Consider the following 25044-nt stretch of genomic DNA (forward strand, 5'->3'; position numbering starts at 1 on the left):
CGTCCTCAGCGCGGCTGACCACCGTCACGGGAGCGCTACGTACGTACGCACGAAGACGTGCGCAGGGGGGAGAGCTGTGTTGCGAAGCTTGGGGCAGAGGCCGGTGACCGGCAGCGACGAGGATCCGAGGGTGGCGGAACTGCGGACCGCGGTGTCCCGGCTGCGCCGCGAACTCGCCGCGCTCCCGGCCGAGTTCCCGGACCGGGCGATCGCCGAGGACGAACTCGCGGCGCTCGCCGCGATGGCGGCCCACGGCGTCCCTGAGGCCCCCCGGCTGCGCCGCTCCCTGCTGCTGATCGCGGGCGCGGTCGGCTCGGTGAGCGCGCTGGCACGGGCGTTGTCGGACGTGCGCGGCGCGGTGGAGCTGTTCGGGGAGCCGCGGCGGGGGTGAACACGCGTCGGCCGGGCGCGGCGCCCGGTGTCGCGCCCGCCGCTCAGACGGCCGTACCGCCCGGGTTCGACAGGGCCTCGGACAGTTCCACGGCCACCTGCCGGAGCATCGGCACGATCTTCTCGGTGGCGGTCTCGGTGACGCGGCCCGCCGGGCCGGAGATCGAGATGGCCGCCGCGGTGGGGGAGTCGGGCACCGGGACCGCCAGGCAGCGCACGCCGATCTCCTGCTCGCTGTCGTCCACCGCGTAACCGGCGTTCCGTACCTCCGCGAGGGCCGCCAGGAAGCCCTCCGGGGTGGTGATCGTCCTGTCTGTCGCGGCCGGCATGCCGGTACGGGCCAGCAGCGCGCGCACCTCGGTGTCCGGGAATCCGGCGAGCAGCGCCTTGCCGACGCCCGTGGAGTGCGGCAGGACACGACGGCCGACCTCGGTGAACATCCGCATCGAGTGCTTCGACGGCACCTGCGCCACATACACGATCTCGTCGCCGTCCAGCAGCGCCATGTTCGCCGTCTCGCCGGTCTCCTCGACCAGCCGGGCCAGGTAGGGGCGGGCCCAGGTGCCGAGCAGGCGGGCGGAGGACTCGCCGAGACGGATCAGCCGCGGGCCGAGCGCGTAGCGGCGGTTCGACTGCTGGCGGACGTACCCGCAGGCGACCAGGGTGCGCATCAGGCGGTGGATCGTCGGCAGCGGCAGCCCGCTGCTGCCGGACAGTTCGCTCAGGCCGACCTCCCCGCCCGCGTCCGCCATCCGCTCCAGCAGGTCGAAGGCGCGCTCGAGGGACTGGACCCCGCCGCTGCTGGACTTGGCGGAGTCGGTGGTGCTGGCGCTGGACGTCGGCACGGCGCGTTCCTTTCGGGCTGGCGGAAGGGCTGAAGCCTACCCGGCGGTCGGTCGGCTCCTCACTGGTGCGTCGTCACGTTCTGCTTGTCGGAATACTAATTTCACTTTGTGGAAACGTCCAGAGTGATGGCGACGGGTGCACTGTGGAGGGGCGGGCCCTTGACGGCGCGGTGGCGGGAGTGAAGACTCCTTCAACAGAACGTTGAAATCCGTGGCGCGGAGGTGGCGCGGAGGTGGCGCGGGGTGCTCCCCGAAAGCACCCCGGCCTCCTTCCGTGTCCCGGAAGTGAACGGCGGCAGAGAGGGGTCCGGGTGTCCGACGCTGAACTGGTGCTGCGCTCGACGCGCGTCATCACTCCGGAAGGGACACGCGCCGCCTCCGTCGCGGTGTCCGCCGGCACGATCACGGCCGTACTCCCGTACGACGCCGGCGTACCGTCCGGCGCCCGCCTGGAGGACTTCGGCGACGACGTCCTGCTGCCCGGCCTCGTCGACACGCACGTGCACGTCAACGACCCGGGCCGCACCGAGTGGGAGGGGTTCTGGACCGCCACCCGCGCGGCGGCGGCCGGCGGCATCACCACCCTCGTCGACATGCCCCTCAACTCCCTCCCGCCGACCACGACGGTCGACCACCTGCGCACCAAGCAGCGGGTGGCCGCGGACAAGGCGCACATCGACGTCGGCTTCTGGGGCGGCGCCCTGCCCGACAACGTCAAGGATCTGCGCCCGCTCCACGAAGCCGGGGTCTTCGGCTTCAAGGCCTTCCTGTCCCCGTCCGGCGTGGAGGAGTTCCCCCACCTCGACCAGGACCGGCTGGCCCGGTCGCTGGCCGAGATCGCCGGGTTCGACGGTCTGCTCATCGTGCACGCCGAGGACCCCCACCACCTCGAAGCAGCCCCCCGGCAGGGCGGTCCCAGGTACGCCGACTTCCTCGCCAGCCGTCCGCGCGACGCCGAGGACACCGCCATCGCCGGGCTCGTCGCCCACGCGAAACGCCTCCACGCGCGCGTGCACGTCCTGCACCTGTCCTCGAGCGACGCGCTCCCCCTGATCGCCGCCGCCAAGGCCGAGGGCGTGCGCGTCACGGTCGAGACCTGCCCGCACTACCTCACCCTGACCGCCGAGGAAGTACCCGACGGCGCCAGTGAGTTCAAGTGCTGCCCGCCCATCCGCGAGGCCGCCAACCAGGACCTTCTGTGGCAGGCGCTGGCCGACGGCACCATCGACTGCGTGGTCACCGACCACTCCCCGTCCACCGCCGACCTCAAGACCGGCGACTTCGCCACCGCCTGGGGCGGCATCTCCGGCCTGCAACTCAGCCTCGCCGCCGTCTGGACGGAGGCCCGCCGACGCGGCCACGGCCTGGAGGACGTGGTCCGCTGGATGTCGACGCGCACGGCGGCACTCGTCGGCCTCGACCGCAAGGGCGCCATCGAGGCGGGCCGCGACGCCGACTTCGCCGTCCTCGCCCCCGACGAGACCTTCACCGTCGACCCGACGGCCCTCCAGCACCGCAACCGGGTCACCGCCTACGCCGGCAAGACCCTGCACGGCGTCGTGAGATCCACCTGGCTGCGCGGCGAACGCATCGTCGCCGACGGCGAGTTCACCACCCCCAAGGGCCGGCTCCTCACCCGTCCCCACCGACCCGCACCCGCCCGCACGCGGCCGACTCCCGAAAGGAAACCCTGATCACCGTGACGGCGCACCATCCCCCTCTGCCGGCCGGCTTCACCGGCGACGCGAACCCCTACGCCGGCGGCGACCCGTACGCCGACTTCCGCACCGCCGACTTCCCCTTCACCTCCTACCCCAACCTCGCCGACCGGCAGCTCGGCGCCGCCGTCGTCGCCGCCAACGACGAGTTCTTCGCCCAGCGGGAGAACCTGCTGCTGCCCGGACCCGCCGAGTTCGACCCGGAGCACTTCGGGCACAAGGGCAAGATCATGGACGGCTGGGAGACCCGCCGGCGCCGGGGCGCCGGCGCCGAGCACCCGTGGCCGACGGCCGACGACCACGACTGGGCGCTGGTCCGGCTCGGCGCGCCCGGCGTGATCCGCGGGATCGTCGTCGACACCGCCCACTTCCGCGGCAACTACCCGCAGGCGGTGTCGGTCGAGGGCGCCTCGGTCGCCGGCTCCCCGTCGCCCGAGGCCCTTCTCGGGGACGACGTGAAGTGGACGACGCTCGTCCCGCGCACCCCGGTCGGCGGCCACGCGGCGAACGGCTTCACCGTGTCGGTCGAACAGCGCTTCACCCACCTGCGGATCAACCAGCACCCCGACGGCGGCATCGCCCGGCTCCGCGTGCACGGCGAAGTCGTCCCCGACCCCGAATGGCTGGGCGTGCTCGGCACCTTCGACGTGGTCGCCCTGGAGAACGGCGGGCAGGTCGAGGACGCCTCCGACCTCTTCTACTCACCGGCCACCAACACCATCCAGCCCGGTCGCTCCCGCAAGATGGACGACGGCTGGGAGACGCGCCGGCGCCGGGACCAGGGCAACGACTGGATCCGGTACCGGCTGGCGGCGCGCGCCGAGATCCGGGCGCTGGAGATCGACACGGCGTATCTGAAGGGCAACAGCGCCGGGTGGGCGGCGGTGTCCGTGCGGGACGGCGAGCCCTCAGAGGACGCGGCGGACGCGGCGGACGGCGGCTGGCGGGAGGTCCTCCCGCGCACGCGCCTCCAGCCGGACACCAACCATCGCTTCGCGCTGCCGGCCCCGGTGGTGGGCACCCACGCGCGCGTGGACATCTACCCCGACGGGGGCATCTCGCGGCTGCGGCTCATCGGCTCCCTGACGGAGTCGGGCGCGGCCGCCCTCCGGGCGAGGCACCAGGAACTGGGCGGCTGAACCAGGGGCCGCTCCCGGAGGGCGGCCCCCTGGAGGCTCCGCCCTCCGATCCGTCGACCCCCGATCCCTCGACCCTCGTCCCCTCGTCCCCCGAACCTCCGGCCTCCGCCCACCCACCGCCGGACGCGGTGGGACAAAGCGCGACGGCCGGGCATCCCGGTCCGTCCAGGGGGCGTGGCCGCCGGGGGAGTCCGAGGGTCTGCCGCGGCGGACCGACCTCGCCCGCGAGCATCGCGGCCGACCGAGGGCGGCGGTCCCGGTCGCGGGACGGGAAGGGCGGCGGGGGCGGGCTCCCCGGCGGGGGATCCCGCCGGGCTCAGGCCGCGTGGCCGCCGTCCACCGCGAACTCCGCTCCCGTCACATAGGTCGCGCCCGCCAGATACGCCACCGTCGACGCCACCTCGGCCCCCGTCCCGAACCGTCCCAGCGCCGTCAACGCCGCCTGACCACCCGCATACGGCCCGTCGGCCGGATTCATGTCCGTGTCGATCGGCCCGGGATGGACCAGGTTCGCCGTGATGCCCCGCGGTCCCAGCTCCCTGGCGAGCCCCTTCGTCAGGCCGATCAACGCCGACTTGCTCAACGCGTACAGCGTCCCGCCGGGCCCCGGCACCCGCTGCGCGATGCAGCTCCCGATGGTGATGATCCGTCCCCCGGCGCCCATCAGTGCGGCGGCCGCCCGAGAGGCCAGGAAGACACCCCGCACGTTCACCGCGAGCACCCGGTCCACATCGGCCAGGGACAGGGTCTCCAGCGGACCGAGCACCCCGATCCCCGCGTTGTTCACCAGCACGTCGAGCCCGCCCAGCGCCTCGGCCGCCGCGCCCACCGCGCCCGCCGCCTCGGCGGCGTCCGCGGAGTCCGCCCGCAGCGCGACCGCACGGCGTCCCAGGGCCTCGACGGCCCGTACGACGTCGTCCGCCGCCTCCTTGCCGTTCACGTACGTCAGGGCCACGTCCGCGCCCTCCCGCGCCAGCCGTACCGCCGTCGCCGCACCGATGCCGCGGCTGCCGCCGGTCACGAGGGCCATCTTGCCGTTCAGGGTCTTCTCCGAAGTCGTCATGGGTCCATTCCAGCCCCCGGCCCCCGGCCGTGCTGGCGGCGAACGGACGCCGTCCTCGGCCCGGCCCGCGACCGCCGCCCGCCGCGATGAGTTGCGGGGCGGCACGGGGTCTGACCTGATGACAGTGGACCCCACTCCGAGCACCAGCAAAGGAGAGCACCCGCCATGGGCAAGCTCGTCCTCACCAGTTTCGTCACCCTCGACGGCGTCCACCAGGCTCCCGGCGGCCCCCGCGAGGACACCCGCGACGGCTTCGAGCAGGGCGGCTGGAGCGTGCCGTACGGCGACGAGGACTTCGGCCGGTTCGTCACCGAGGTCTTCGACCGCGCCGGCGCCTTCCTGCTGGGCCGGCGCACCTACGACATCTTCGCCTCCTACTGGCCGAAGGTGACCGACCCGGCCGACCCGGTCGCGGGCCGGCTGAACGCGCTGCCGAAGTACGTGGCCACCTCCGCGCCGCTCGCCGACCCGGTCTGGCCGGGCGCCACCGCCGTCCACGGCGACCTCGTCAAGGAGGTGATCGCCCTCAAGGAGCGCACCGAGGGGGAACTCCAGGTGCACGGCAGCGCCGCCCTGGCCGGCAGCCTCCTCGCCCTCGACCTGGTCGACACGCTGCACCTGCTGACCTTCCCGGTGGTGCTCGGCGCCGGCCGCCGCCTCTTCACCGAGGGGGCCCGGCCGACCGCGTTCCGGTACACGGGCGGGCGGATGACCGCGGCGGGGGTCTCGGTCCGGACGTACGACCTCGACGGACGGCCGGGCTACGGGACGTACGAACTGCCGGACGGCGCCTGAGACCCGGCCTGTCCGACGGCCGCCCTGCCCGGGGCCTGCCGGTCGGAGTGAGCACGGGCTCCGGGCTCCACCGCCGGTACTGGCGATACCGGCGATACATGCCGACACCGTCCGCGCGACGCCCACGCTCAGCCGGGCTTCCGGCTCTCCGCGGCGGCGAACAGCGCGAACGCGAGCACCAGGAGCGCGACGCTCGCGTAGACCTCGTAGCCGTCGAGGAAGCCGAGCCGCTGCACGAGCCCCCAGTGCAGGTCGGTGAACTCGTGCAGCAGGCCGGCGACGCCCTGCACCAGGGCGATGAAACCGATGGCCTCCAGTAGTTGCCTCATGCCCCAGACCCTCGCCCCGCGGTCCCTCCGCGCACATCGGCCGAGGGGCGGGACACCTGCGACGGAAGGCTCCCGTCGGCGGCGCCGGGTACACCCTTGGTCGGCGCCGGTGCGACTTTCGTCGGCGTCCCCCCGGCGCAGGTCGTCCGTTCCGGCCGGGGAGAGGTGGCGGGGTCCCGCCCTGCGTAGATTCGTCGGCATGAGAGGTGACGACCGGCCGACGCCGGCACCGGCGGCGGCGACCTTCCCGGAAGGGACCTTCCCGACGCGACGATGGCTGCTGCCGTCCGCCGTCGCCGCGGAACCGGACCCGGACGCCGGACCGCGCGGCCGGCGGCCCCGCCGTACCGCGCGCGACTGGCTCGTCGACTTCACCTGCTTCGTGCTGGCGGTCGTCTTCGGCCTGGTGGTGGCGGACACGCTCGGCGAGCAGGAGCACCTCCCCGAGTCCCTCCTCGTCGCCGATCAACTGCTCGGCGCGCTGGCCTGCGCCGTGGTCTGGCTGCGCCGCCGTTGGCCCGTCGGCCTCGCCGCCGCGACGATCCCCCTCGCCTTCCTCTCCACGACCTCGGCCGGTGCCTGCACGATCGCCCTCTTCACCCTCGCCGTGCACCGGCCCTTCCGGTACGTCGCCTGGGTCGGCGGCCTCCAGCTCGCCGTGATCCCGCTCCTGCTGTGGGCCCGCCCGGACCCCGACCTGGAGTACTGGCCGGCCGTGGTGCTGACGGTGCTGATCACCCTCGCGGCCATCGGCTGGGGCATGCTCGTGCGGTCCAGGCGACAGCTCATGCTGAGCCTGCGCGACCGGGCGCGGCGCGCGGAGACGGAGGCCGGGCTGCGGGCCGAGCAGGCACAGCGGCTGGCCCGCGAGGCCATCGCCCGCGAGATGCACGACGTGCTCGCGCACCGGCTGACCCTGCTCAGCGTGCACGCGGGCGCACTGGAGTTCCGGCCGGACGCGCCCCGCGAGGAGATCGTGCGCGCGGCCGGGGTCATCCGGGAGAGCGCCCACGAGGCCCTCCAGGACCTGCGGGAGATCATCGGCGTCCTGCGGGCGGGCGAACCCGACGACGCCGGTCGCCCCCAGCCGACGCTGGCCGCCCTGGACGCGCTGGTCGCCGAGTCCCGCGAGGCGGGCATGAAGGTCACCCTCGACCAGCGCGTCACCGACCCGGCAGCCGTGCCCGCCTCCGTCGGCCGCACCGCCTACCGCATCACCCAGGAGTGCCTGACCAACGCCCGCAAGCACGCGCCGGGCGCGGAGGCCGCGGTCGCGGTCGCCGGTGCCCCGGGAGAGGGCCTCACGGTGACGGTCCGCAACCCCGCCCCGGAGGGCGACGTCCCGGCCGTCCCCGGCTCCGGCCAGGGCCTGATCGGCCTCACCGAACGCGCCCTGCTCGCCGGCGGCCGCCTGGACCACGGGCCACGGGAGGACGGCGGCTTCGAGGTGCGGGCCTGGCTGCCGTGGCCACAGCACCCGTGACGGACGCCGACCAGTGCCGTCCGGCAGCGGCCGGCCGGCCCCTGCCGGACGGCCAACTCTCGGGCCGGGAGCGTGATTACGTAGGGCCCATGACTGCGATCAGACTCCTCCTCGTCGACGACGACCCCCTGGTGCGGGCCGGTCTGTCCCTCATGATGGGCGGCGCCGAGGACATCGAGATCGTCGGCGAGGCAGCCGACGGCGGCGAGGTCGAGGCGCTCGTCGACCGCACCCGCCCCGACGTCGTCCTGATGGACATCCGGATGCCGTCGGTGGACGGCCTGACCGCCACCCAGCGGCTGCGCGCCCGTGAGGACGCCCCGCAGGTCGTCGTCCTCACCACCTTCCACGCCGACGAGCACGTGCTGCGCGCCCTGCGCGCGGGCGCCGCCGGCTTCGTCCTCAAGGACACCCCGCCCGCCCAGATCGTCGACGCGGTACGCCGGGTCGCGGCCGGCGACCCCGTGCTGTCGCCCACCGTCACCCGCAGGCTGATGGCCCACGCGGCCGGCACCGCCGCCGACACCCGGCGCTCCCGCGCGCGTGAGCGCGTCGCCGCCCTGGGCGAGCGGGAACGCGAGGTCGCCGTCGCCGTCGGGCGCGGCCTGTCCAACGCCGAGATCGCCGCCGCCCTGTTCATGAGCGTCGCCACCGTCAAGACCCATGTCTCACGTGTCCTGGCCAAGCTCGACCTCAACAACCGTGTGCAGATCGCCCTGTTGACGTACGACGCGGGACTGCTGGAGGACGGCGACTGACGGCGGATCCGTCGGGCGGGGCGGGCACGCGCGGACCGCCTCGTCCGTTGGAGCGGTGACGGAGGGGGAGCACGATGACCGATCACGTGATCGACCTGGGGACGTTCGGCGAGGAGTTCCGGCGCGACCCGCATCCGGTGTACGCGCGCCTCAGGGAGCGCGGCCCCATCCATCGGGTGCGGCTGCCCGGCCCCGACGCCCACCACGAGACGTGGCTGGTCGTGGGGCACGAGGAGGCGCGCGCCGCGCTCGCCGATCCGCGGCTGGCCAAGGACGGCAGCCGGATCGGCGTGACCTTCCTGGACGAGGAGCTGATCGGCAAGTACCTCCTCACCGCCGATCCGCCCCAGCACACGCGTCTGCGCGCGCTGGTCTCGCGCGCCTTCACCATGCGCCGCGTGGCGGAACTGCGCCCGAGGATCCAGCAGATCACCGACGACCTGCTCGACTCGATGCTCCCGCACGGCCGCGCCGACCTGGTGGACTCGCTCGCCTACCCGCTGCCGATCACCGTCATCTGCGAGCTGCTCGGCATCCCCGAGATCGACCGCACCGAGTTCCGCAAGCTGTCCAACGATGCCGTCGCCCCCACCAGCGGGGCCGACGAGTACGACGCCTTCGTCCGGCTGGCGGAGTACCTCACCGAGCTGATCGAGGACAAGCGCGCCGCCGAGCCCGGCGGCGACCTGCTCAGCGACCTCATCCGCACCACCGCGGAGGACGGCGACCGTCTCTCGTCCGGCGAACTGCGCGGGATGGCGTTCATCCTCCTCATCGCCGGTCACGAGACCACGGTCAACCTCATCACCAACGCCGTTCACGCCCTCCTCACCCACCCCGACCAACTCGCCGCCCTCCGCGCCGACCCGACCCTCCTCGACGGGGCGGTCGAGGAGACCCTGCGATACGAGGGCCCGGTGGAGAACGCCACCTTCCGCTTCGCCGCGGAACCGCTGGAGATCGCCGGCACGGCCGTCGCCCCGGGCGAGGGCGTGATGATCGGCCTCACCGCCGCCGACCGCGACGGCACCCGCTATCCGGCCCCCGACCGCTTCGACATACGCCGCGACACCCGCGGCCACCTCGCCTTCGGCCATGGCCTCCACTACTGTCTGGGCGCCCCACTGGCCCGGCTGGAGGCCCGCACGGCCCTGCGCTCCCTCCTCGACCGAGCCCCCGGTCTCGCCCTGGACGGCCCGCCCGGCGAGTGGCTGCCGGGCATGCTGATGCGAGGGGTGCGGAGCCTGCCGGTGCGCTGGTAGGCGGAACGGGCGGAACCGCGGCGCTCGCCCGGACGTGGTCCCGTCGGAGAACCCCGTCGAGTGGGGGAGAGCCCGCCGGACCCGGTCCCGTCGGGGAACCTCGCTGAGTGGGGGAGAGCCCGCCGGACCCGGTCCACTCGGCGAACCCCGTCGAGTGGGGGAGAGCCATGGCGCAGTCACCGGCAGACCGCCGCTTCGCCCTCGCCGTGGTCCGTGCCGGGTCGTCCGGGCGGGCTGTCACCGGGCCGTCGTACAAGGGGCCGGACGCGCGGCGCGGGCTCTCGCCACCCACTGCCCCCACTGCCCCTCGCCCTTGAGCCTCAGCCTCCTAAGCCTCCGCCCCCGCCGACCCAGCCGTTCCGGTCGACCCTGCCGTTCCGGTCGACTCAGCCGTTCCGGTCGCTTCCGTCGCTCCCGGGATCTCCGCCAGCGAAACCGCCCGGCGCTCCCGTCGCGACACCTCGCAGGCCTCGGCGACGCGCAGGGCCTGGAGGGCCTCGCGGCCGTCGCACGGGTTGGACCTCCCACCCCGCACGACGTCGACGAAGGCGATCAGCTCCGCCTCGTAGGCGGGCCCGAAGCGCTCCAGGAACCCCGTCCACGGTTTGTCCGCGGCGGGCGGTCCGGTCGGCTCGGTGGAGGCGATCGGCGTGCGGTCGTCGAGTCCGACCACGACCTGGTCCAGTTCGCCGGCCAGCTCCATGCGGACGTCGTACCCCGCGCCGTTCAGCCGCGTCGCCGTGGCCGTGGCGAGGGTGCCGTCGTCCAGGGTGAGGACGACGGCCGCGGTGTCCACGTCCCCCGCGGCGCGGAACATCGCGGGCCCGGCGTCCAACCCGGTGGCGTACACGTCGGCCACCTCCCGCCCGGTCACCCAGCGCAGTACGTCGAAGTCGTGGATCAGCGCGTCCCGGAACAGGCCGCCGGACACCGGCAGCCACGCGGCGGGCGGCGGCGACTGGTCGGAGGTCACCGCGCGCACGGTGTGCAGCCGCCCGAGCCGCCCCGAGCGCACCGCCTCGCGGGCACCCGTGTACCCGGCGTCGAAGCGGCGCTGGAATCCCATCTGGAGGATGGTCCCGGCGGCCTCGACCTCGGCGATCGCCGCCAGGGTCCCCGGCAGGTCCAGGGCTATGGGCTTCTCGCAGAACACCGGAAGTCCGGAGCGCGCCGCCCGGCCGATCAGCTCGGCGTGGGCCGAGGTGGCGGTGGTGATCACCACCGCGTCCACGCCCCACCGGAAGATCTCCTCGACCCCGGGCGCGGCCGTCTCGCCCAGCCGCACCGCCAGCTCCGCGGCCCGCGCGGGTTCCGCGTCCGTCAGGATGAGGGATCCGACCTCGCGGTGACGGCTGAGTGTGTTCGCATGAATGGTGCCGATGCGGCCCGTCCCGATGACCCCGATGCGCATGGAATCAAGGTGACCTCGGAGGCCGCGCCCTGTCAATGCGTTTGTCCGGACAATCGGACTACACGACTTCCCGTCAACCGGCCACGGAGCTACGCTCGGGCCCGTGCCGAAACCAGAGGTGGACCCGACCGTGCAGCTCGAACTCCGTGTGGACCGAAGCTCTCCGGTGCCGTTGTACTTCCAGCTGTCCCAGCAACTGGAGGCGGCGATCGAGCACGGCGCGCTCACCCCGGGCAGCCTGCTGGGCAACGAGATCGAACTGGCCGCACGGCTCGGCCTGTCCCGCCCGACCGTCCGCCAGGCGATCCAGTCCCTCGTCGACAAGGGCCTGCTGGTCCGCCGCCGGGGCGTCGGCACCCAGGTCGTGCACAGCCAGGTCAAGCGCCCCCTGGAACTGAGCAGCCTCTACGACGACCTGGAGGCGGCGGGCCAGCGCCCCGCGACGACGGTGCTGGTCAACACCGTCGTCCCCGCGTCCGCCGAGGTCGCCGCCGCGCTCGCGGTGGCCGAGGGGAGCGAGGTGCACCGGGTGGAGCGGCTGCGGCTCGCGCACGGGGAGCCGATGGCGTACCTCTCCAACCACATCCCGTCCGGTCTGCTGGACCTGGACACCGCCCAGCTGGAGGCCACCGGTCTGTACCGGATGATGCGGGCGACCGGGATCACCCTGCACAGCGCCCGTCAGTCCATCGGCGCCCGTGCCGCCACCGCCGCCGAGGCCGAGCGCCTCGCCGAGTCGGAGGGCGCCCCCCTGCTCACCATGCGGCGCACCACCTTCGACGACACCGGTCGCGCGGTCGAGTTCGGTGACCACATCTACCGCCCGGCCCGCTACTCCTTCGAGTTCCAACTGCTCGTACGGCCGTAGCGCGCACTGCTCGTACGGCCGTAGCGCGCCCCCTGCCGGGAGGCGTCCCTGGTCGCAATGTCCGGACAATGCGACCGACTCGCGGTGCCCGGCCATGCGACGCATGATCCCCGTGTTCGATACTGGGGCGTTTGTGTCCGGTGCGAGAGCCGGACTCGCGCGTACGTCGGAACACGGCAAGAAGGGCACGGCCTCGTGGCACGGTTTGGGACCTGGACAGGGATCGCGTTGGCGGGGGTGCTCTGCGTATCCCTCGCGGGGTGCAGCAGTACCGGGGGAAAGCGCGCCGAGGACGCCCGTGAGGCCGCGGCCGCCCAGGGGAGGGCGGCGGTGAACACCCCCCGCTGGACCTTCGCGATGATCACCCATTCGGGCGATGGCGACACCTTCTGGGACATCGTCCAGAGCGGCGCGAAGCAGGCCGCCGTCAAGGACAACATCAAGTTCCTCTACTCCCACGACGACGAGGCGCAGCAGCAGGCGCAACTCGTCGACGCGGCGATCGACAAGAAGGTCGACGGCATCATCGTCACCCTCGCCAAGCCCGACGCGATGAAGGCCGCACTCGCCCGCGCCCGCAAGGCCGGCATCCCGGTGATCACGGTGAACTCCGGCTCCGCCGAGTCGAAGGCGTTCGGCGCGCTCGCCCACATCGGCCAGGACGAGACGATCGCCGGCGAGGCCGTCGGCGAGGAACTCAACAGGCGCGGGAAGAAGAAGGCGATCTGCGTCCTGCACGAGCAGGGCAACGTCGGCCACGAGCAGCGCTGCGAGGGCGTAGCCAAGACCTTCAGCGGCTCGGTCGCCGACCTCTACGTCACCGGCACCAACATGCCCGACGTGCAGTCCGCGATCGAGGCCAGGCTCCAGGCCGACCCGTCGGTCGACGCCGTCGTCACCCTCGGCGCGCCGTACGCCGACACCGCCGTGAAGGCCGGGCGGGGCGCCGGCAGCAAGGCCGAGATCGACACCTTCGACCTCAACGCCAAGGTGGCCGCCGGTCTGGCCGAGGGCACCCTCGGCTTCGCCGTCGACCAGCAGCCATACCTCCAGGGCTACCAGGCCGTCGACCTGCTCTGGCTGTACAGGTACAACGGCGACGTGCTCGGCGGCGGCAAGCCGGTGCTGACCGGTCCGCAGATCATCACCGAGGACCAGGCGGACGAGCTGGCCCGGTACACCGAGCGGGGCACCCGGTGAGCGCCCTCCCGTCGGACGAGAGGCTTCTCCAGGTCTCTCCGCTGCGCAAGCTCCTCGGCCGCCCCGAACTGGGCTCGGTCGTCGGCGCCCTCGCGGTGTTCGTCTTCTTCGCCTTCGCCGCCGACAGCTTCCTGCGCGCGAGCAGCCTCAGCACGGTCCTGTACGCGTCCTCGACGATCGGCATCATGGCCGTCCCCGTCGCGTTGCTGATGATCGGAGGCGAGTTCGACCTCTCCGCCGGTGTGATGGTCACGTCCTCGGCGCTGGTGTCGTCGATGTTCAGCTACCAGATGACGGCGAACGTCTGGGTCGGCGTCGGGGTCTCGCTCCTGGTGACCCTCGCCATCGGCGCCTTCAACGGCTTCATGCTCACCCGCACCGGCCTCCCCAGCTTCATCATCACGCTCGGCACCTTCCTGATGCTGACCGGCATGAACCTCGGGTTCACCAAGCTGATCGACGACACCGTCTCGACGAAGTCCATCGCCGACATGGAGGGCTTCCCCACCGCCCAGGACGTCTTCGCGTCCACGCTGACCGTCGGCGACGTCAACTTCAAGATCACCATCCTGTGGTGGTTCGCCCTGGTCGCGGTGGCCTCCTGGATCCTGCTGCGCACCCGCGCCGGCAACTGGATCCTCGCCGTGGGCGGCAACCAGGACGCGGCCCGCGCGGTCGGCGTCCCCGTCCACAAGACCAAGATCGGCCTCTACATGGGTGTCGCCTTCGGCGCCTGGATCTCGGGCCAGCACCTGCTGTTCTCCTACGACGTCGTCCAGTCCGGCGAGGGCGTCGGCAACGAGCTGATCTACATCATCGCCGCCGTCATCGGCGGCTGCCTGATCACCGGCGGCTACGGCAGCGCGGCCGGATCGGCGGTCGGCGCGTTCATCTTCGGCATGACGAGCAAGGGCATCGTCTTCGCCGAGTGGAACCCCGACTGGTTCAAGTTCTTCCTCGGAGCGATGCTGCTCCTCGCGACCCTGCTCAACGCCTGGGTCCGCAAGCGCGCGGAGGCCGCCAAGTGACGCCGGCAGTGACAGGGACCGACAGCCGTACGCCGCTCGTGGAGCTGTCGGACGTCAGCAAGCACTACGGCAACGTCCGCGCCCTCGAGGGGGTGTCCCTGCGTGTCCACGCGGGCGAGATCACCTGCGTCCTCGGCGACAACGGCGCGGGCAAGTCCACCCTCATCAAGATCATCTCGGGCCTGCACGGACACGACGCCGGCACCCTGCGCCTCGACGGCGAGGAGACCCGGCTGTCCTCCCCGCGCGATGCCCTGGACCGCGGCATCGCCACCGTCTACCAGGACCTGGCCGTCGTCCCGCTGATGCCGGTCTGGCGCAACTTCTTCCTCGGTTCGGAACCCCGCAAGGGCGTCGGCCCCTTCAAGCGCATGGACGTCGACCTCATGCGCCGCACCACCCATGCCGAACTCCTGCGCATGGGTATCGACCTGCGCGACGTGGACCAGCCCATCGGCACCCTCTCCGGCGGCGAACGCCAGTGCGTGGCCATCGCCCGCGCGGTGCACTTCGGCGCGAAGGTCCTGGTGCTCGACGAGCCGACGGCCGCCCTGGGCGTCAAGCAGTCCGGCGTGGTCCTCAAGTACGTGGCCGCCGCCCGCGACCGGGGCCTGGGTGTCGTGCTGATCACCCACAACCCGCACCACGCCCACCTGGTCGGCGACAGGTTCGTCCTCCTGAAGAGGGGGGCGATGGTGGGCGACCACGCACGCGACGAGACGACCCTGGACGACCTCACCCGGCAGATGGCGGGCGGCAGCGACCTGGACGATCTCCGCCACGAGCTGCGGCGCACCTAGGGCGCGGGGCGGTGTCCCGCGCGACTCCGTGGCGTGGGTGCGCCGGGCCACGTCGTGCGCGTGGCGGGGTGTTCCCGTGTGACTCCGTGGCGTGGACGAGTCCGGCCATGAGGTGCGCGTGGCCGGGTGTTTCCGTGTGACTCCGCTGGGTGGGTGCGCCGGGCCACGCCGTTCGGGTGGCGGGGTGTTCTCGTGTGGCTCCGTGGCGTGGATGAGTCCGGCCATGAGGTGCGCGCGGCCGGGTGTTTCCGTGTGACTCCGCTGGGTGGGTGCGCCGGGCCACGTCGTGCGCGTGGCGGGGTGTTCCCGTGTGGCTCCGTCGCGTGGGTGGGCCCGGCCAGGTCGTGCCCGTGGCCGGGTGTTCCCGTGTCGCTCCGCTGCCTCGGTGGGTGCGGCCATGAGGTGCCCGTGGCCGGCGACGTGCGCACACCCCGCCTCCCAGGTTCGGCACCGCGGGTACTCGTGCGGCAGAATCGGCCCCGATGAGCACCTACCGCGACCTCACCGCCCCCATAGGCTCCCGCCGAGCCACCGCGCTGCGCACGGTCGGCACCCGCGAGCGCCGCTCCCACCTGACCGCGCCCCGGGTGCCGACGGTCGGGATCGACATCGGCGGCACCAAGGTGATGGCGGGCGTCGTCGACGCGGACGGCAACATCCTGGAGAAGGTCCGCACGGAGACCCCGGACAAGTCCAAGAGCCCCAAGGTCGTCGAGGACACCATCGTCGAACTGGTCCTGGACCTGTCCGACCGGCACGACGTGCACGCGGTGGGCATCGGCGCGGCCGGCTGGGTCGACGCCGACCGCAACCGGGTCCTGTTCGCCCCCCACCTGTCCTGGCGCAACGAGCCGCTGCGCGACCGCATCGCCGGCCGCCTGGCGGTGCCCGTCCTCGTCGACAACGACGCGAACACCGCCGCCTGGGCGGAGTGGCGCTTCGGCGCGGGCCGCGGCGAGGACCACCTCGTCATGATCACCCTCGGGACCGGCATCGGCGGCGCCATCCTGGAGGACGGCCAGGTCAAGCGCGGCAAGTACGGCGTCGCGGGGGAGTTCGGCCACATGCAGGTCGTGCCCGGCGGCCACCGCTGCCCGTGCGGCAACCGCGGCTGCTGGGAGCAGTACAGCTCCGGGAACGCGCTGGTCAGAGAGGCCAAGGAACTGGCCGCCGCCGACTCCCCGGTGGCGTACGGGATCATCGAGCACGTCAAGGGGCAGATCGGTGACATCACCGGCCCGATGATCACCGAGCTGGCCCGCGAGGGCGACGCGATGTGCATCGAGCTGCTCCAGGACATCGGCCAGTGGCTCGGCGTCGGCATCGCCAACCTGGCCGCCGCCCTCGACCCGTCCTGCTTCGTGATCGGCGGCGGGGTCTCCGCCGCCGACGACCTGCTCATCGGCCCCGCGCGCGACGCCTTCAAGCGGCAGCTCACCGGACGCGGCTACCGCCCCGAGGCCCGGATCGTCCGCGCCCGGCTCGGCCCCGAGGCCGGCATGGTCGGCGCCGCCGACCTGGCCCGGCTGGTCGCCCGCCGCTTCCGGCGCGCCAATCGGCGCCGCGTCGAGCGCTACGAACGCTTCGAGCGGTTCACGGAGGCCGCCCGCCGGGTCACGGGGGACAGTGCGTGACGGCCGCCCTGACGCACCGCTCCGCGTCCTCCGACGAGCCGCCGCGCCCGCCCGAGACCCGCGCGCATGTGGTCCGCCGCCGGGCGATCACCCTGCTGATCATCGGCCTGCTCATCGGCGTCCCGGCCGGCTACCTGGTGATCTCCGCCAACCAGAGCCGCGACAGCGGCAAGGACAAAGAAGCGAAGTACTCGGCGACCGGCCTCACCGAGGGCTGGCCGTCCAAGGTCCAGCAGCGTCTCTACCAGGTGCCGGTCCCGCACCCGTCCAACAAGGTCGCCTATTACGAGACGAACAACTGGCGCACCAGCCGTCTCTACGTCCAGTTCCAGACCACCCACGAGGGCCTGGACGCCTTCCTCGCCGAACTCGGCTACAGCCGGTCCGACCTGAAGAAGGACGACATCACGATCAGCGAGCGCGACCGCTCCATCACCGGCTGGAAGTTCTCCGGCCCCGGCTCCCGGCCCGGCGACTACTACGGGTTCGTCCGCAAGCAGAAGGACCCGCAGCCCACCCAGGACGTGGTGGTGAACACCGGGAACACGATCTTCCCGATGGTGTACGTCGTCTCGCGCACCGTGCCCTAGCCGTATCGATCCGCAGGGGTGCCGACGCGGCTGACGGGTGGCTCACCGCCGTACGCGGTCCGGGTCCGGCCCCGGTGGTCGGCCGGGCGTCGAGGTGGGACACGAAGACCTCCGCTGTGGTGCGGCATGCGACCAGCCCCGGATCCGGGCGTGGAGCGTGACGACGCGCGAGACCGCCGACCATCGGGCCGGCGGCCCGTGGTGGGGTGCGAGTCCTCTGTGCCAGGCGGCGGGATCAGGCCGCGAGGCGGGTCCCGCGGCGCCAGACGGCTCGGGTGTTGAGGGTGTCGGAGATGGTGGTGGTGGGATCGCCGTCGACGAGGAGGAGGTCGGCGCGCAGGCCCTCGGCGATGCGACCGCGATCATCGAGGCCGAAGCGGCGGGCGGTGGTGGCGGTGGCCGCGCGCAGGGCCTGGACAGGGGTGAGGCCGGCCCGGGTCAGGTACTGCAGTTCGTGGTGGACGCTGGCGCCGTGGGCGAGCCCGCCCAGGAAGGGCAGGGGAAGGGAGGCGTCGGTGCCGGCCAGCAGGTCCACTCCGGCGTCCCCGAGCGACTTGACGGTGGCCAGGACATCCTCGATCTTGCCCTGGGGGTAGTGACCGAAGCTGGAGCGCAGGGCGTTGTCCCCTTCCGCGTCCAGGCGGGAGGCGACGCGCGGGTCGTCGGCGAGGTCGCTGCCGGTGATGCCCATCATGGAGGCGTTCAGGACGACGCAAGGGACGACGAACACCCCGGAATCCTTCACCAGGTCGATGATCTCGTCGGTGTGAGGCTGGTCCATGAACAAGTGGGCCAGGCCATCGATGCCCGCCTCGATGGCCATGCGGGTGGCGTCCACGGTCAGGGCGTGGGCGACGGTGAGCATGCCGTGCCTCTTGGCCTCGGTCACGCCCGCGCGCAAGGTCGCTCGGTCGAGCATGGGCAGGCCGGGGTGCCCTTCGACGCTGCCGTCGTCGACCATGAATTTGATGTAGTCCGAGCCGCGTTCGATCAGCTGTGGGATGAACGCGACGGCTTCTTCGGGGGTGCTGGAGAACGGCATCAGCGGTGGCCGGCCCGCGGGCCTGGCGCCGGGGGGCGGGCCGGGACGGAAGCCTTCGGGGAACAGCTCGCTGGGGTGGCCGCCCGGCGGGGTGATGCCGAAACCGGAGGAGCGCACGTCGGCGACGGCGTCGTCCTCGCTGATGTGCGCCCGGTTGTCCCGGGTATGGGTGCCCTGCATCTCCAGCTCGGTCGTCACACCGAATCGCAGCGCCAGGGCCAGTGCGTCCCTGCCGGTGTGGACGTGGGCGTCGATCAGGCCCGGCAGCAGCGTGGCGCCACTGCCGTCGACGACTTCGGCCCCGTCGGGGACGTCGCCGCCGATGCGGGCGATCCGCCCGCCGTCGACAAGCACGGTGGTCACGCCCAGCGTCTTCTCGCCGTCGAAGACCCGGGCACCGGTGATAGCGGTTAGGGACATGGCTTACCTCGTTCCTGGAGTGCGACCCAATATATAGCCAAAGCTATCGACATGCCTAACAGCATGGGTATGCGTCTCGACTGAAACTCCCTAGGATGGCGGCATGAGCAGCTCGTCAACGCCCCCGGGAACCGGCAAGGCCCTCTTCGACCAGGTCGGACCCGCCCTGTCACGACTGCGGCGGCGGACCTCGCGCGGGCGCGGGGACCTGACCCGCAACCTTGTCCTCAACGTGGTCGCGGACGCGCGCGGCGAGATGACGGTCGGCGGCGTCGCCGCCGAGATGGGTGTCACCCAGCCGGTCGCCAGCCGGACCATCGCCGCCTGCATCGCCGACGGGCTGCTGCGGCGAGCCGCGTCCCAGGCGGACGGCCGGCGCACCGTCCTCGAACTCACGGACACCGGCGAGGCCGAGCGACGGCGCTTCGCCTCCGAACAGCGCGAGACCTTCGAGCACATCACTGCCGCCTGGGAGCCGGCCGAACGCACCCGGTTCGCCGAGTTCCTCATCCGCTACAGCCACGACGCCAGTGCCTGGTCCGCTCGCCAACTCCGCGGCGAGGACGACGCGAGTACCCCCGCACAGGACTGAACACCCCGCGGCGCGACGGTGCGGACCGCGCGCGGGACGTGCCCCGGTCGCGACATCACCCTCGGGCAGGACCAGACCCGGCGAAGAGGGCGAAACCCGTCCCTGCTCGCTGTCGACAACGCTCGCGTTCCTTAACGCTCGCGTTCCTTGCGCCTGGCGCATCCGTCCCGGCCCGTCTCGCGCCGTACCTCGACCTTGTCCGGGCCGCCCCTCGGCAGACCGCCCTCAAAGAGTCCGGGCCGCCCCTCGGCACATCGCCCCACCGCGTCCGGGCCCGCCCCGGACCCTCCCGTCCACCCCTGGACGCCGGCCCGGGGCCGATTGTCAGACCCCGCCCGTAGAGTCGAAGACGACTGATCCGACACACGGGAGGGAGGTGGACATCGCGCATGAGCGCCACGACCGCGATCGCCGGGCATCCGGCGGAACCGATCGGCGCGCGCCTGGCCGCCGTCTTCCTGCCCGCGCCGCTGCCGCGCGAGGGCCGGATCGCCTTCTGGGACCCGGACGACGGCCCGCTGCCCGAACCGGCGCACGGCGACCGTACCGAGCTGACCGTGGTCCGCCGCCACGGGGCCTCGGTGCGGCGCCGGCAGGCCCCCGCGCTCTCCCTGACCGTCGAGGCGGCCCTGCCGCTGCTGGTGCGCGCCCGCCGCGACCCCGCCGCCCACCCCGCGACCGCCTGCTGGGGCGCCGCCGCCCTGCACGCGCTGCGGCTCGCCGCCCGCGGCCGGCTGCTGCCCGGCCTCACCCCGTCCGGCCACGACGCCTGGCGGGCCGGCCCGCTCGAACCGGAGGACATCGCCCACCTGCGCGCCGTCGCCGCCGCCCTGCCGTACGAGGGCCACGCCGTCCCGCTGCCCGGCCCCGGCCCGCTCCGGCTGCCGCAGCCGGAGTCGCTGATGCGCTCCTTCCTGGACGCCGTCGCCGACACCCTGCCCCGCACCCCCGCCGCGCCGCACGCGTCCGGGAGGCCCTTCGCCGACCGCAGGCCGCAGCGCCTGCCCGGCGCCCAGGACTGGGCCGCCGAGGTCGCCGCGGGCATGGACGCGGGCGTGCGGATCTCGCTGCGCCTCGACCTGTCGGCGTACGACCTGTTCGATGACGGCGAGGGAGCCCGCCGCGCCGGAGCCGCCGTCGTCCAGGTGCACAGCCTCGCCGACCCGACCCTCGTCACCGACGCGGCTGCCCTGTGGGCGGGCCGGGCCGACGCCGCCTTCGGCGCACGCGCGCGCGTGGACGCCGCCCTCGCGGTCCGGCGCGCCGCCCGTGTCTGGGCGCCCCTCGCCCGCCTCGCCGACCAGGACGCCCCCGACGTCCTGGCCCTGTCCGAGGACGAGCTGAGCGACCTCCTCGGCGTGGCCGCGACCCGCCTCGCGGCGGCCGGGGTCGCCGTGCACTGGCCGCGCGACCTCGCCCAGGATCTCAGCGCGGCCGCGGTGGTACGGCCCGCGCCGGGCTCCGCCACCGACGGCACCGGCTTCTTCGAGAGCGAGGACCTCCTCCAGTTCCGCTGGCAGCTGGCGCTCGGCGGCGACCCCCTCAGCGAGGCCGAGATGGACACCCTCGCCGAGGCCCACCGCCCCGTGGTCCGGCTCCGCGACCAGTGGGTCCTCGTCGACCCCGCCCTCGTCCGCAAGGCGCGCAAACGCGAACTGGGCCTGCTGGACCCGGTGGACGCCCTGTCCGTCGCCCTCACCGGCACCGCCGAGGTCGACGGCGAGAGCGTCGAAGCGGTACCCGTCGGCGCGCTCGCCACCCTGCGCGACCGCCTCACCGCCGGCATCGGCCCCGCCGAGCCGCCCGCCGGCCTCGACGCCACCCTCCGCGACTACCAGCTGCGCGGTCTGGCCTGGCTCGACCTCATGACCTCCCTCGGCCTCGGCGGCTGTCTCGCCGACGACATGGGGCTCGGCAAGACGGTCACCCTCATCGCCCTCCACCTGCGCCGGGCCCGCCCCGAACCGACCCTGGTGGTGTGCCCCGCCTCCCTCCTCGGCAACTGGCAGCGGGAGATCACCCGTTTCGCCCCCGGCGTCCCCGTCCGCCGCTTCCACGGCGCCGACCGCACCCTGGACGACCTCACCGGCGGCTTCGTCCTCACCACCTACGGCACCATGCGCTCGGCCGCCACCACCCTGGCCCAGCAGCCGTGGGGCATGGTCGTCGCCGACGAGGCCCAGCACGTCAAGAACCCCTTCTCGGCCACCGCGAAGGCCCTGCGCACCATCCCCGCCCCCGCGCGCGTGGCCCTCACCGGCACCCCCGTCGAGAACAACCTCTCCGAGCTGTGGGCCCTCCTGGACTGGACGACACCGGGCCTGCTCGGCCCCCTGAAGGCCTTCCGGGCCCGCCACGCGCGCGCGGTGGAGAACGGCGAGGACGAGGAGGCCGTCGAGCGCCTCGCCCGCCTGGTCCGCCCCTTCCTGCTGCGGCGCAAGAAGTCCGACCCCGGCATCGTCCCCGAACTGCCGCCCAAGACGGAGACCGACCACCCCGTCCCGCTCACCCGCGAACAGGCCTCGCTGTACGAGGCGGTGGTGCGCGAGTCCCTGCACGTCATCGAAACGGCGAACGGCATCGCCCGCCGAGGCCTGGTCCTCAAGCTACTCGGCGCGCTCAAGCAGATCTGCGACCACCCGGCGCTGTACCTCAAGGAGCAGGCCCCCGCCACGGGCGACGCCCTGGCCGCCCGGTCCGGCAAACTCGCCCTGCTGGACGAGCTGTTGGACACCCTGCTGGCCGAGGACCGCTCGGCCCTCGTCTTCACCCAGTACGTCGGCATGGCCCGGCTGATCACCGCCCACCTGGCCGGCCGCGCGATCCCGGTGGAGCTCCTCCACGGCGGCACACCGGTGCCCGAGCGCGAGCGAATGGTGGACCGCTTCCAGGACGGCGCCACCCCGGTCCTGGTGCTGTCCCTGAAGGCGGCCGGGACCGGCCTGAACCTCACCCGCGCGGGTCACGTCGTCCACTTCGACCGCTGGTGGAACCCGGCCGTGGAGGAACAGGCCACCGACCGCGCCTACCGCATCGGCCAGACCCAGCCCGTCCAGGTCCACCGCCTCGTCACCGAGGGCACGATCGAGGACCGCATCGCCGAGATGCTCCAGGTCAAGCGTGCCCTCGCCGACGCGATCCTCGGCTCCGGCGAGTCCGCCCTCACCGAGTTGACGGACCGTGAACTGTCCGACCTCGTCAGGCTGCGGAGGGAGGCGTGATGGGTGCGGAGGAGCAGGGGAGCAGCCCGGCCGAGGCGGTCCGCCGCGCCCTGCGGGCCGCACGGGAGCGGTCGGAGGAGGCGGCACCGGCACCCACCGAATCTTCGGAGAGTCCCGCCGACCAGTCTCGCGAGGAGACTCCGAAGCCGGGGGCGCGGCAGCCCGAAGGCAGCTCCGCCCGCCCGGGTGACGCGGTCCGCGCGGCCCTGCGGCGTGCCGCCGAGGCGCCTCGGACCCATGAGGACACCCCGCGGACCGACGTACCTCCGCACGCCGACGTGGTGCCGCGCACCGACGCGTCCACGGACGCCGAGGTACCCCAGGAGAGGGACGTACCTCCGGTACGGCGCGAGCCACTGGGGAATTCGGGCGCGCGGCCCGGTGACAGGGCCCGTGAGGCCCTGCGCGCCGCCCGCGCACAGGCGCGGCAGGCCCCGCCGGAGACGGCGGCGTCGACGGATGGGGCGAGCGCGCGTCGGACACCGCGCCCCGCCGCGTCCGGCGGCGTCGGCCGGCCGGGCGACCGTGGAGCCGACGCGCGCGTGCGTGAGGTCCGTACCTTCCTCGCGGGCGCCTTCCGGATGCCACCGGAGATCGACACCGCGGACCCTGCGAACACCGCGGGCCTTGCGAACACCGCGGACCCTGCGAACACCGCGGGCCTTGCGAACACCGCGGGCCTTGCGAACACCGCGGCGGACGTCAGTGCCGTCGACCCGGCCGACCCGGAGGCGAGTGCGCCCTCCCTGACACCCGAACCTGAATCGGACCCTTCACCCGACTCCGACCCTTCACCCGGATCCGGCCCCCAACCCGACCCCGCACCCGGACTCCGCTCGCAACCCGAACCCGAACCCGAACCCGAACCCGAACCCGAACCCGAACCCGAACCCGAACCCGAACCCGAACCCGAACCCGCGCCCGCCCTCCGCCCCGCACCCGAACCCGCACCCACCTCGCGCTCCATGGCCGCCCCCACCCGAGACGGCGATCACCGGCGTACCTTCCCCGCCTTCCCCGCCTCCCCGGCCGGGCCCGCCGACGAGGTCGGCGGCTTCGCCGCGACCTGGTGGGGCAACGCCTGGATCACCGCGCTGGAGGAGGGCGCTCTGGACGCCAAGCGGCTCGCGCGCGGCCGGGGCTACGCCGAGCGGGGGCACGTGGACGCCATCACGGTCACGCCCGGCCTGGTCCTGGCGTACGTGAAGGGCAGCCGAGCCCGTCCCTACCGCGTCCAGGTGCGTCTGCGCACCCTCGGTGACGAGGACTGGGAGCGGTTCCTGGACGCGGCCGTCGAGCGGCCGGCGCACATCGCCGCGCTGCTCGACAAGGAGATGCCGGAGTCCCTCGCCGACTGCGGCGTGCCGCTGCTGCCCGGCCCAGGCGACCTCGCCCCCCAGTGCAGCTGCCCCGACCACGGGCATCCCTGCAAGCACGCCGCCGCCCTCTGCTACCAGACGGCGCGGCTTCTCGACGCCGACCCGTTCGTCCTGCTCCTGCTGCGCGGCCGGGGCGAACGCGAACTCCTCGACGCGCTGTCCCGCCGCAACGCCGCACGGGCGGCCCGCGCCGCCCAGGAGCAGGAACCGGATCCCGTACCCGGCGTCCGGGCCACCGACGCCCTCACGCCCCGCCGACTCCCGCCGCTGCCCGCGCCCCTGCCCCCGCCGCCGCACCCCGAACAGCCGCCCGCCTACCCCGCCGTGCCGAACGGCCCGGACTCCTTCGCCCTCGACCAGCTCGCCACCGACGCGGCCGCCCGCGCCCACGCCCTGCTCACCACGGGCCACGACGAGATCGGCGCGCTGACCCTCTGGCAGGACGCCGTACGGCTCGCCGCGGCCCGCCCCGGCTCCGGGCTGACGGCCACCAGCCGCTCCCTGTACGCCTCTCTGGCCGCCGCCGTCGGCCGTACGCCGGCCGAGCTGGCCCGCGCGGTCGCCGCCTGGCGGCAGGGCGGCCCGGACGGACTCGCCGTGCTGGAGGACCTCTGGGACCCGCCCGCCGGCCGCTTCGACCGGGCCCGCCCCCTGCTGCGCGCCGCCGACCTCCCCGCCTTCCGTCCCTGGCGCAACCACCTCACGCACCCCCGCGGGCACGTGCAGCTCCGCTACGGCCGTGACGGCTTGTGGTATCCGTACGAATCGGAGCCCGGCCAGGACGACTGGTGGCCGCGCGGCACCCCCGACATCGACCCGGTGGGCGCCCTGACGGGCCTGGGCGGCTCAGCCGACGACCTGTGAGCCACCGCCCCGACAGGTGGCCGCCGACGGCGCGTTGGGTTGTCGGGTCGTCCCTGTCCCGGGTGGTGACGCTGACGCCGGCGACATCGGACCGCCCGGCACCGGCTCACGGGTGACGGGTGACGGGTGGCGACAGGGTCACACCCCGGTGAGCACAACGCGGCCGCGCCGCTGCGGGACCTCGGGGAGGGGCCGGCCCGGGCGCCGACACCG

21 protein-coding genes are annotated in these 25044 nt (G+C 73.5%); 16 read left to right on the top strand and 5 right to left on the bottom strand.

The window, feature by feature from the left end; all coding sequences use genetic code 11:
• Positions 1-76 precede the first annotated feature (76 nt).
• Positions 77-391, top strand: a complete 315-nt coding sequence (locus ACFYO5_RS12465; protein ID WP_356561278.1) for a DUF5955 family protein — start codon at positions 77-79, stop codon at positions 389-391.
• Positions 392-434: 43 nt separating this feature from the next.
• Here ACFYO5_RS12465 and ACFYO5_RS12470 read toward each other — a convergent pair whose 3' ends face one another.
• Positions 435-1235: an IclR family transcriptional regulator gene (locus ACFYO5_RS12470; protein ID WP_388707620.1), complete on the bottom strand. Its 801-nt coding sequence runs from the start codon at positions 1233-1235 to the stop codon at positions 435-437.
• Between the two features lie 311 nt (positions 1236-1546).
• On the opposite strand from ACFYO5_RS12470, the gene allB reads away from it, so the two are divergent.
• Positions 1547-2929 carry an allantoinase AllB gene (gene allB, locus ACFYO5_RS12475; protein ID WP_388707622.1) on the top strand — a complete coding sequence of 461 codons (1383 nt, stop codon included), beginning with the start codon at positions 1547-1549 and terminating at the stop codon, positions 2927-2929.
• Positions 2926-4092, top strand: a complete 1167-nt coding sequence (alc, locus tag ACFYO5_RS12480) for an allantoicase (RefSeq protein ID WP_388709197.1) — start codon at positions 2926-2928, stop codon at positions 4090-4092. The genes allB and alc overlap by 4 nt, the downstream gene beginning before the upstream one ends.
• Positions 4093-4408: 316 nt before the next feature.
• Here the strand turns inward: alc and ACFYO5_RS12485 are convergent, their stop codons facing one another.
• Positions 4409-5155, bottom strand: a complete 747-nt coding sequence (locus ACFYO5_RS12485; RefSeq protein WP_388707626.1) for an SDR family oxidoreductase — start codon at positions 5153-5155, stop codon at positions 4409-4411.
• Between the two features lie 165 nt (positions 5156-5320).
• Here ACFYO5_RS12485 and ACFYO5_RS12490 point away from each other — a divergent pair, with 165 nt between their 5' ends.
• Positions 5321-5950, top strand: a complete 630-nt coding sequence (locus ACFYO5_RS12490; RefSeq protein WP_388707629.1) for a dihydrofolate reductase family protein — start codon at positions 5321-5323, stop codon at positions 5948-5950.
• A gap of 128 nt (positions 5951-6078) precedes the next feature.
• On the opposite strand, the gene ACFYO5_RS12495 is transcribed toward ACFYO5_RS12490, so the two are convergent.
• Positions 6079-6279: a hypothetical protein gene (locus ACFYO5_RS12495; protein ID WP_388707631.1), complete on the bottom strand. Its 201-nt coding sequence runs from the start codon at positions 6277-6279 to the stop codon at positions 6079-6081.
• Between the two features lie 199 nt (positions 6280-6478).
• Between ACFYO5_RS12495 and ACFYO5_RS12500 the strand changes: the two genes are divergently transcribed.
• The 3 genes from ACFYO5_RS12500 to ACFYO5_RS12510 all read left to right on the top strand — a co-directional run bounded on the left by ACFYO5_RS12500 (position 6479) and on the right by ACFYO5_RS12510 (position 9782).
• A complete protein-coding gene (locus ACFYO5_RS12500) occupies positions 6479-7762 on the top strand; it encodes a histidine kinase (protein WP_388707633.1) in 1284 nt (427 codons plus the stop codon).
• An 89-nt stretch (positions 7763-7851) separates the two neighbouring features.
• A complete protein-coding gene (locus tag ACFYO5_RS12505; RefSeq protein ID WP_356561294.1) occupies positions 7852-8520 on the top strand; it encodes a response regulator transcription factor in 669 nt (222 codons plus the stop codon).
• Positions 8521-8594: 74 nt separating this feature from the next.
• Positions 8595-9782, top strand: a complete 1188-nt coding sequence (locus tag ACFYO5_RS12510) for a cytochrome P450 (protein WP_388707635.1) — start codon at positions 8595-8597, stop codon at positions 9780-9782.
• 328 nt (positions 9783-10110) lie between these two features.
• On the opposite strand, the gene ACFYO5_RS12515 is transcribed toward ACFYO5_RS12510, so the two are convergent.
• Positions 10111-11193 (bottom strand): Gfo/Idh/MocA family oxidoreductase, encoded by a 1083-nt coding sequence (locus ACFYO5_RS12515; protein WP_388707638.1) that lies wholly within the window; start codon positions 11191-11193, stop codon positions 10111-10113.
• Between the two features lie 130 nt (positions 11194-11323).
• Between ACFYO5_RS12515 and ACFYO5_RS12520 the strand changes: the two genes are divergently transcribed.
• The 6 genes from ACFYO5_RS12520 (at position 11324) to ACFYO5_RS12545 (ending at position 17313) form a co-directional block, all read left to right on the top strand.
• Complete coding sequence (locus tag ACFYO5_RS12520; RefSeq protein ID WP_388709199.1) at positions 11324-12061, top strand: GntR family transcriptional regulator; 738 nt, start codon at positions 11324-11326, stop codon at positions 12059-12061.
• A gap of 195 nt (positions 12062-12256) precedes the next feature.
• The gene (locus ACFYO5_RS12525; RefSeq protein WP_388707640.1) at positions 12257-13261 is read left to right on the top strand and encodes a sugar ABC transporter substrate-binding protein; all 1005 of its coding nucleotides are present in this window, start codon (positions 12257-12259) and stop codon (positions 13259-13261) included.
• Positions 13258-14289 (top strand): ABC transporter permease, encoded by a 1032-nt coding sequence (locus ACFYO5_RS12530; protein WP_388707642.1) that lies wholly within the window; start codon positions 13258-13260, stop codon positions 14287-14289. Before ACFYO5_RS12525 ends, ACFYO5_RS12530 begins: the two co-directional genes overlap by 4 nt.
• An 8-nt stretch (positions 14290-14297) precedes the next feature.
• Positions 14298-15089, top strand: coding sequence for an ATP-binding cassette domain-containing protein (locus tag ACFYO5_RS12535; protein ID WP_388707645.1), 792 nt, complete (start codon positions 14298-14300; stop codon positions 15087-15089).
• A gap of 482 nt (positions 15090-15571) precedes the next feature.
• The gene (locus ACFYO5_RS12540) at positions 15572-16723 is read left to right on the top strand and encodes an ROK family glucokinase (protein ID WP_356561305.1); all 1152 of its coding nucleotides are present in this window, start codon (positions 15572-15574) and stop codon (positions 16721-16723) included.
• Positions 16720-17313, top strand: a complete 594-nt coding sequence (locus ACFYO5_RS12545) for a sugar kinase (protein WP_356561307.1) — start codon at positions 16720-16722, stop codon at positions 17311-17313. Before ACFYO5_RS12540 ends, ACFYO5_RS12545 begins: the two co-directional genes overlap by 4 nt.
• Positions 17314-17548: 235 nt before the next feature.
• Here the strand turns inward: ACFYO5_RS12545 and ACFYO5_RS12550 are convergent, their stop codons facing one another.
• On the bottom strand, positions 17549-18775 hold the full coding sequence (locus ACFYO5_RS12550) for an amidohydrolase family protein (protein WP_388707649.1): 1227 nt from the start codon (positions 18773-18775) through the stop codon (positions 17549-17551).
• A gap of 103 nt (positions 18776-18878) precedes the next feature.
• Here ACFYO5_RS12550 and ACFYO5_RS12555 point away from each other — a divergent pair, with 103 nt between their 5' ends.
• From ACFYO5_RS12555 to ACFYO5_RS12565, 3 genes are all read left to right on the top strand, one after another.
• Positions 18879-19367: a MarR family winged helix-turn-helix transcriptional regulator gene (locus ACFYO5_RS12555; RefSeq protein WP_388707652.1), complete on the top strand. Its 489-nt coding sequence runs from the start codon at positions 18879-18881 to the stop codon at positions 19365-19367.
• Positions 19368-19756: 389 nt separating this feature from the next.
• Positions 19757-22588 carry a DEAD/DEAH box helicase gene (locus tag ACFYO5_RS12560; RefSeq protein ID WP_388707654.1) on the top strand — a complete coding sequence of 944 codons (2832 nt, stop codon included), beginning with the start codon at positions 19757-19759 and terminating at the stop codon, positions 22586-22588.
• Positions 22588-24831, top strand: coding sequence for an SWIM zinc finger family protein (locus ACFYO5_RS12565; RefSeq protein WP_388707657.1), 2244 nt, complete (start codon positions 22588-22590; stop codon positions 24829-24831). The genes ACFYO5_RS12560 and ACFYO5_RS12565 overlap by 1 nt, the downstream gene beginning before the upstream one ends.
• Positions 24832-25044 lie beyond the last annotated feature (213 nt).

The sequence above is a fragment of the Streptomyces sp. NPDC006259 genome (genome assembly GCF_042870975.1).
Taxonomy (GTDB): Bacteria; Actinomycetota; Actinomycetes; order Streptomycetales; family Streptomycetaceae; genus Streptomyces.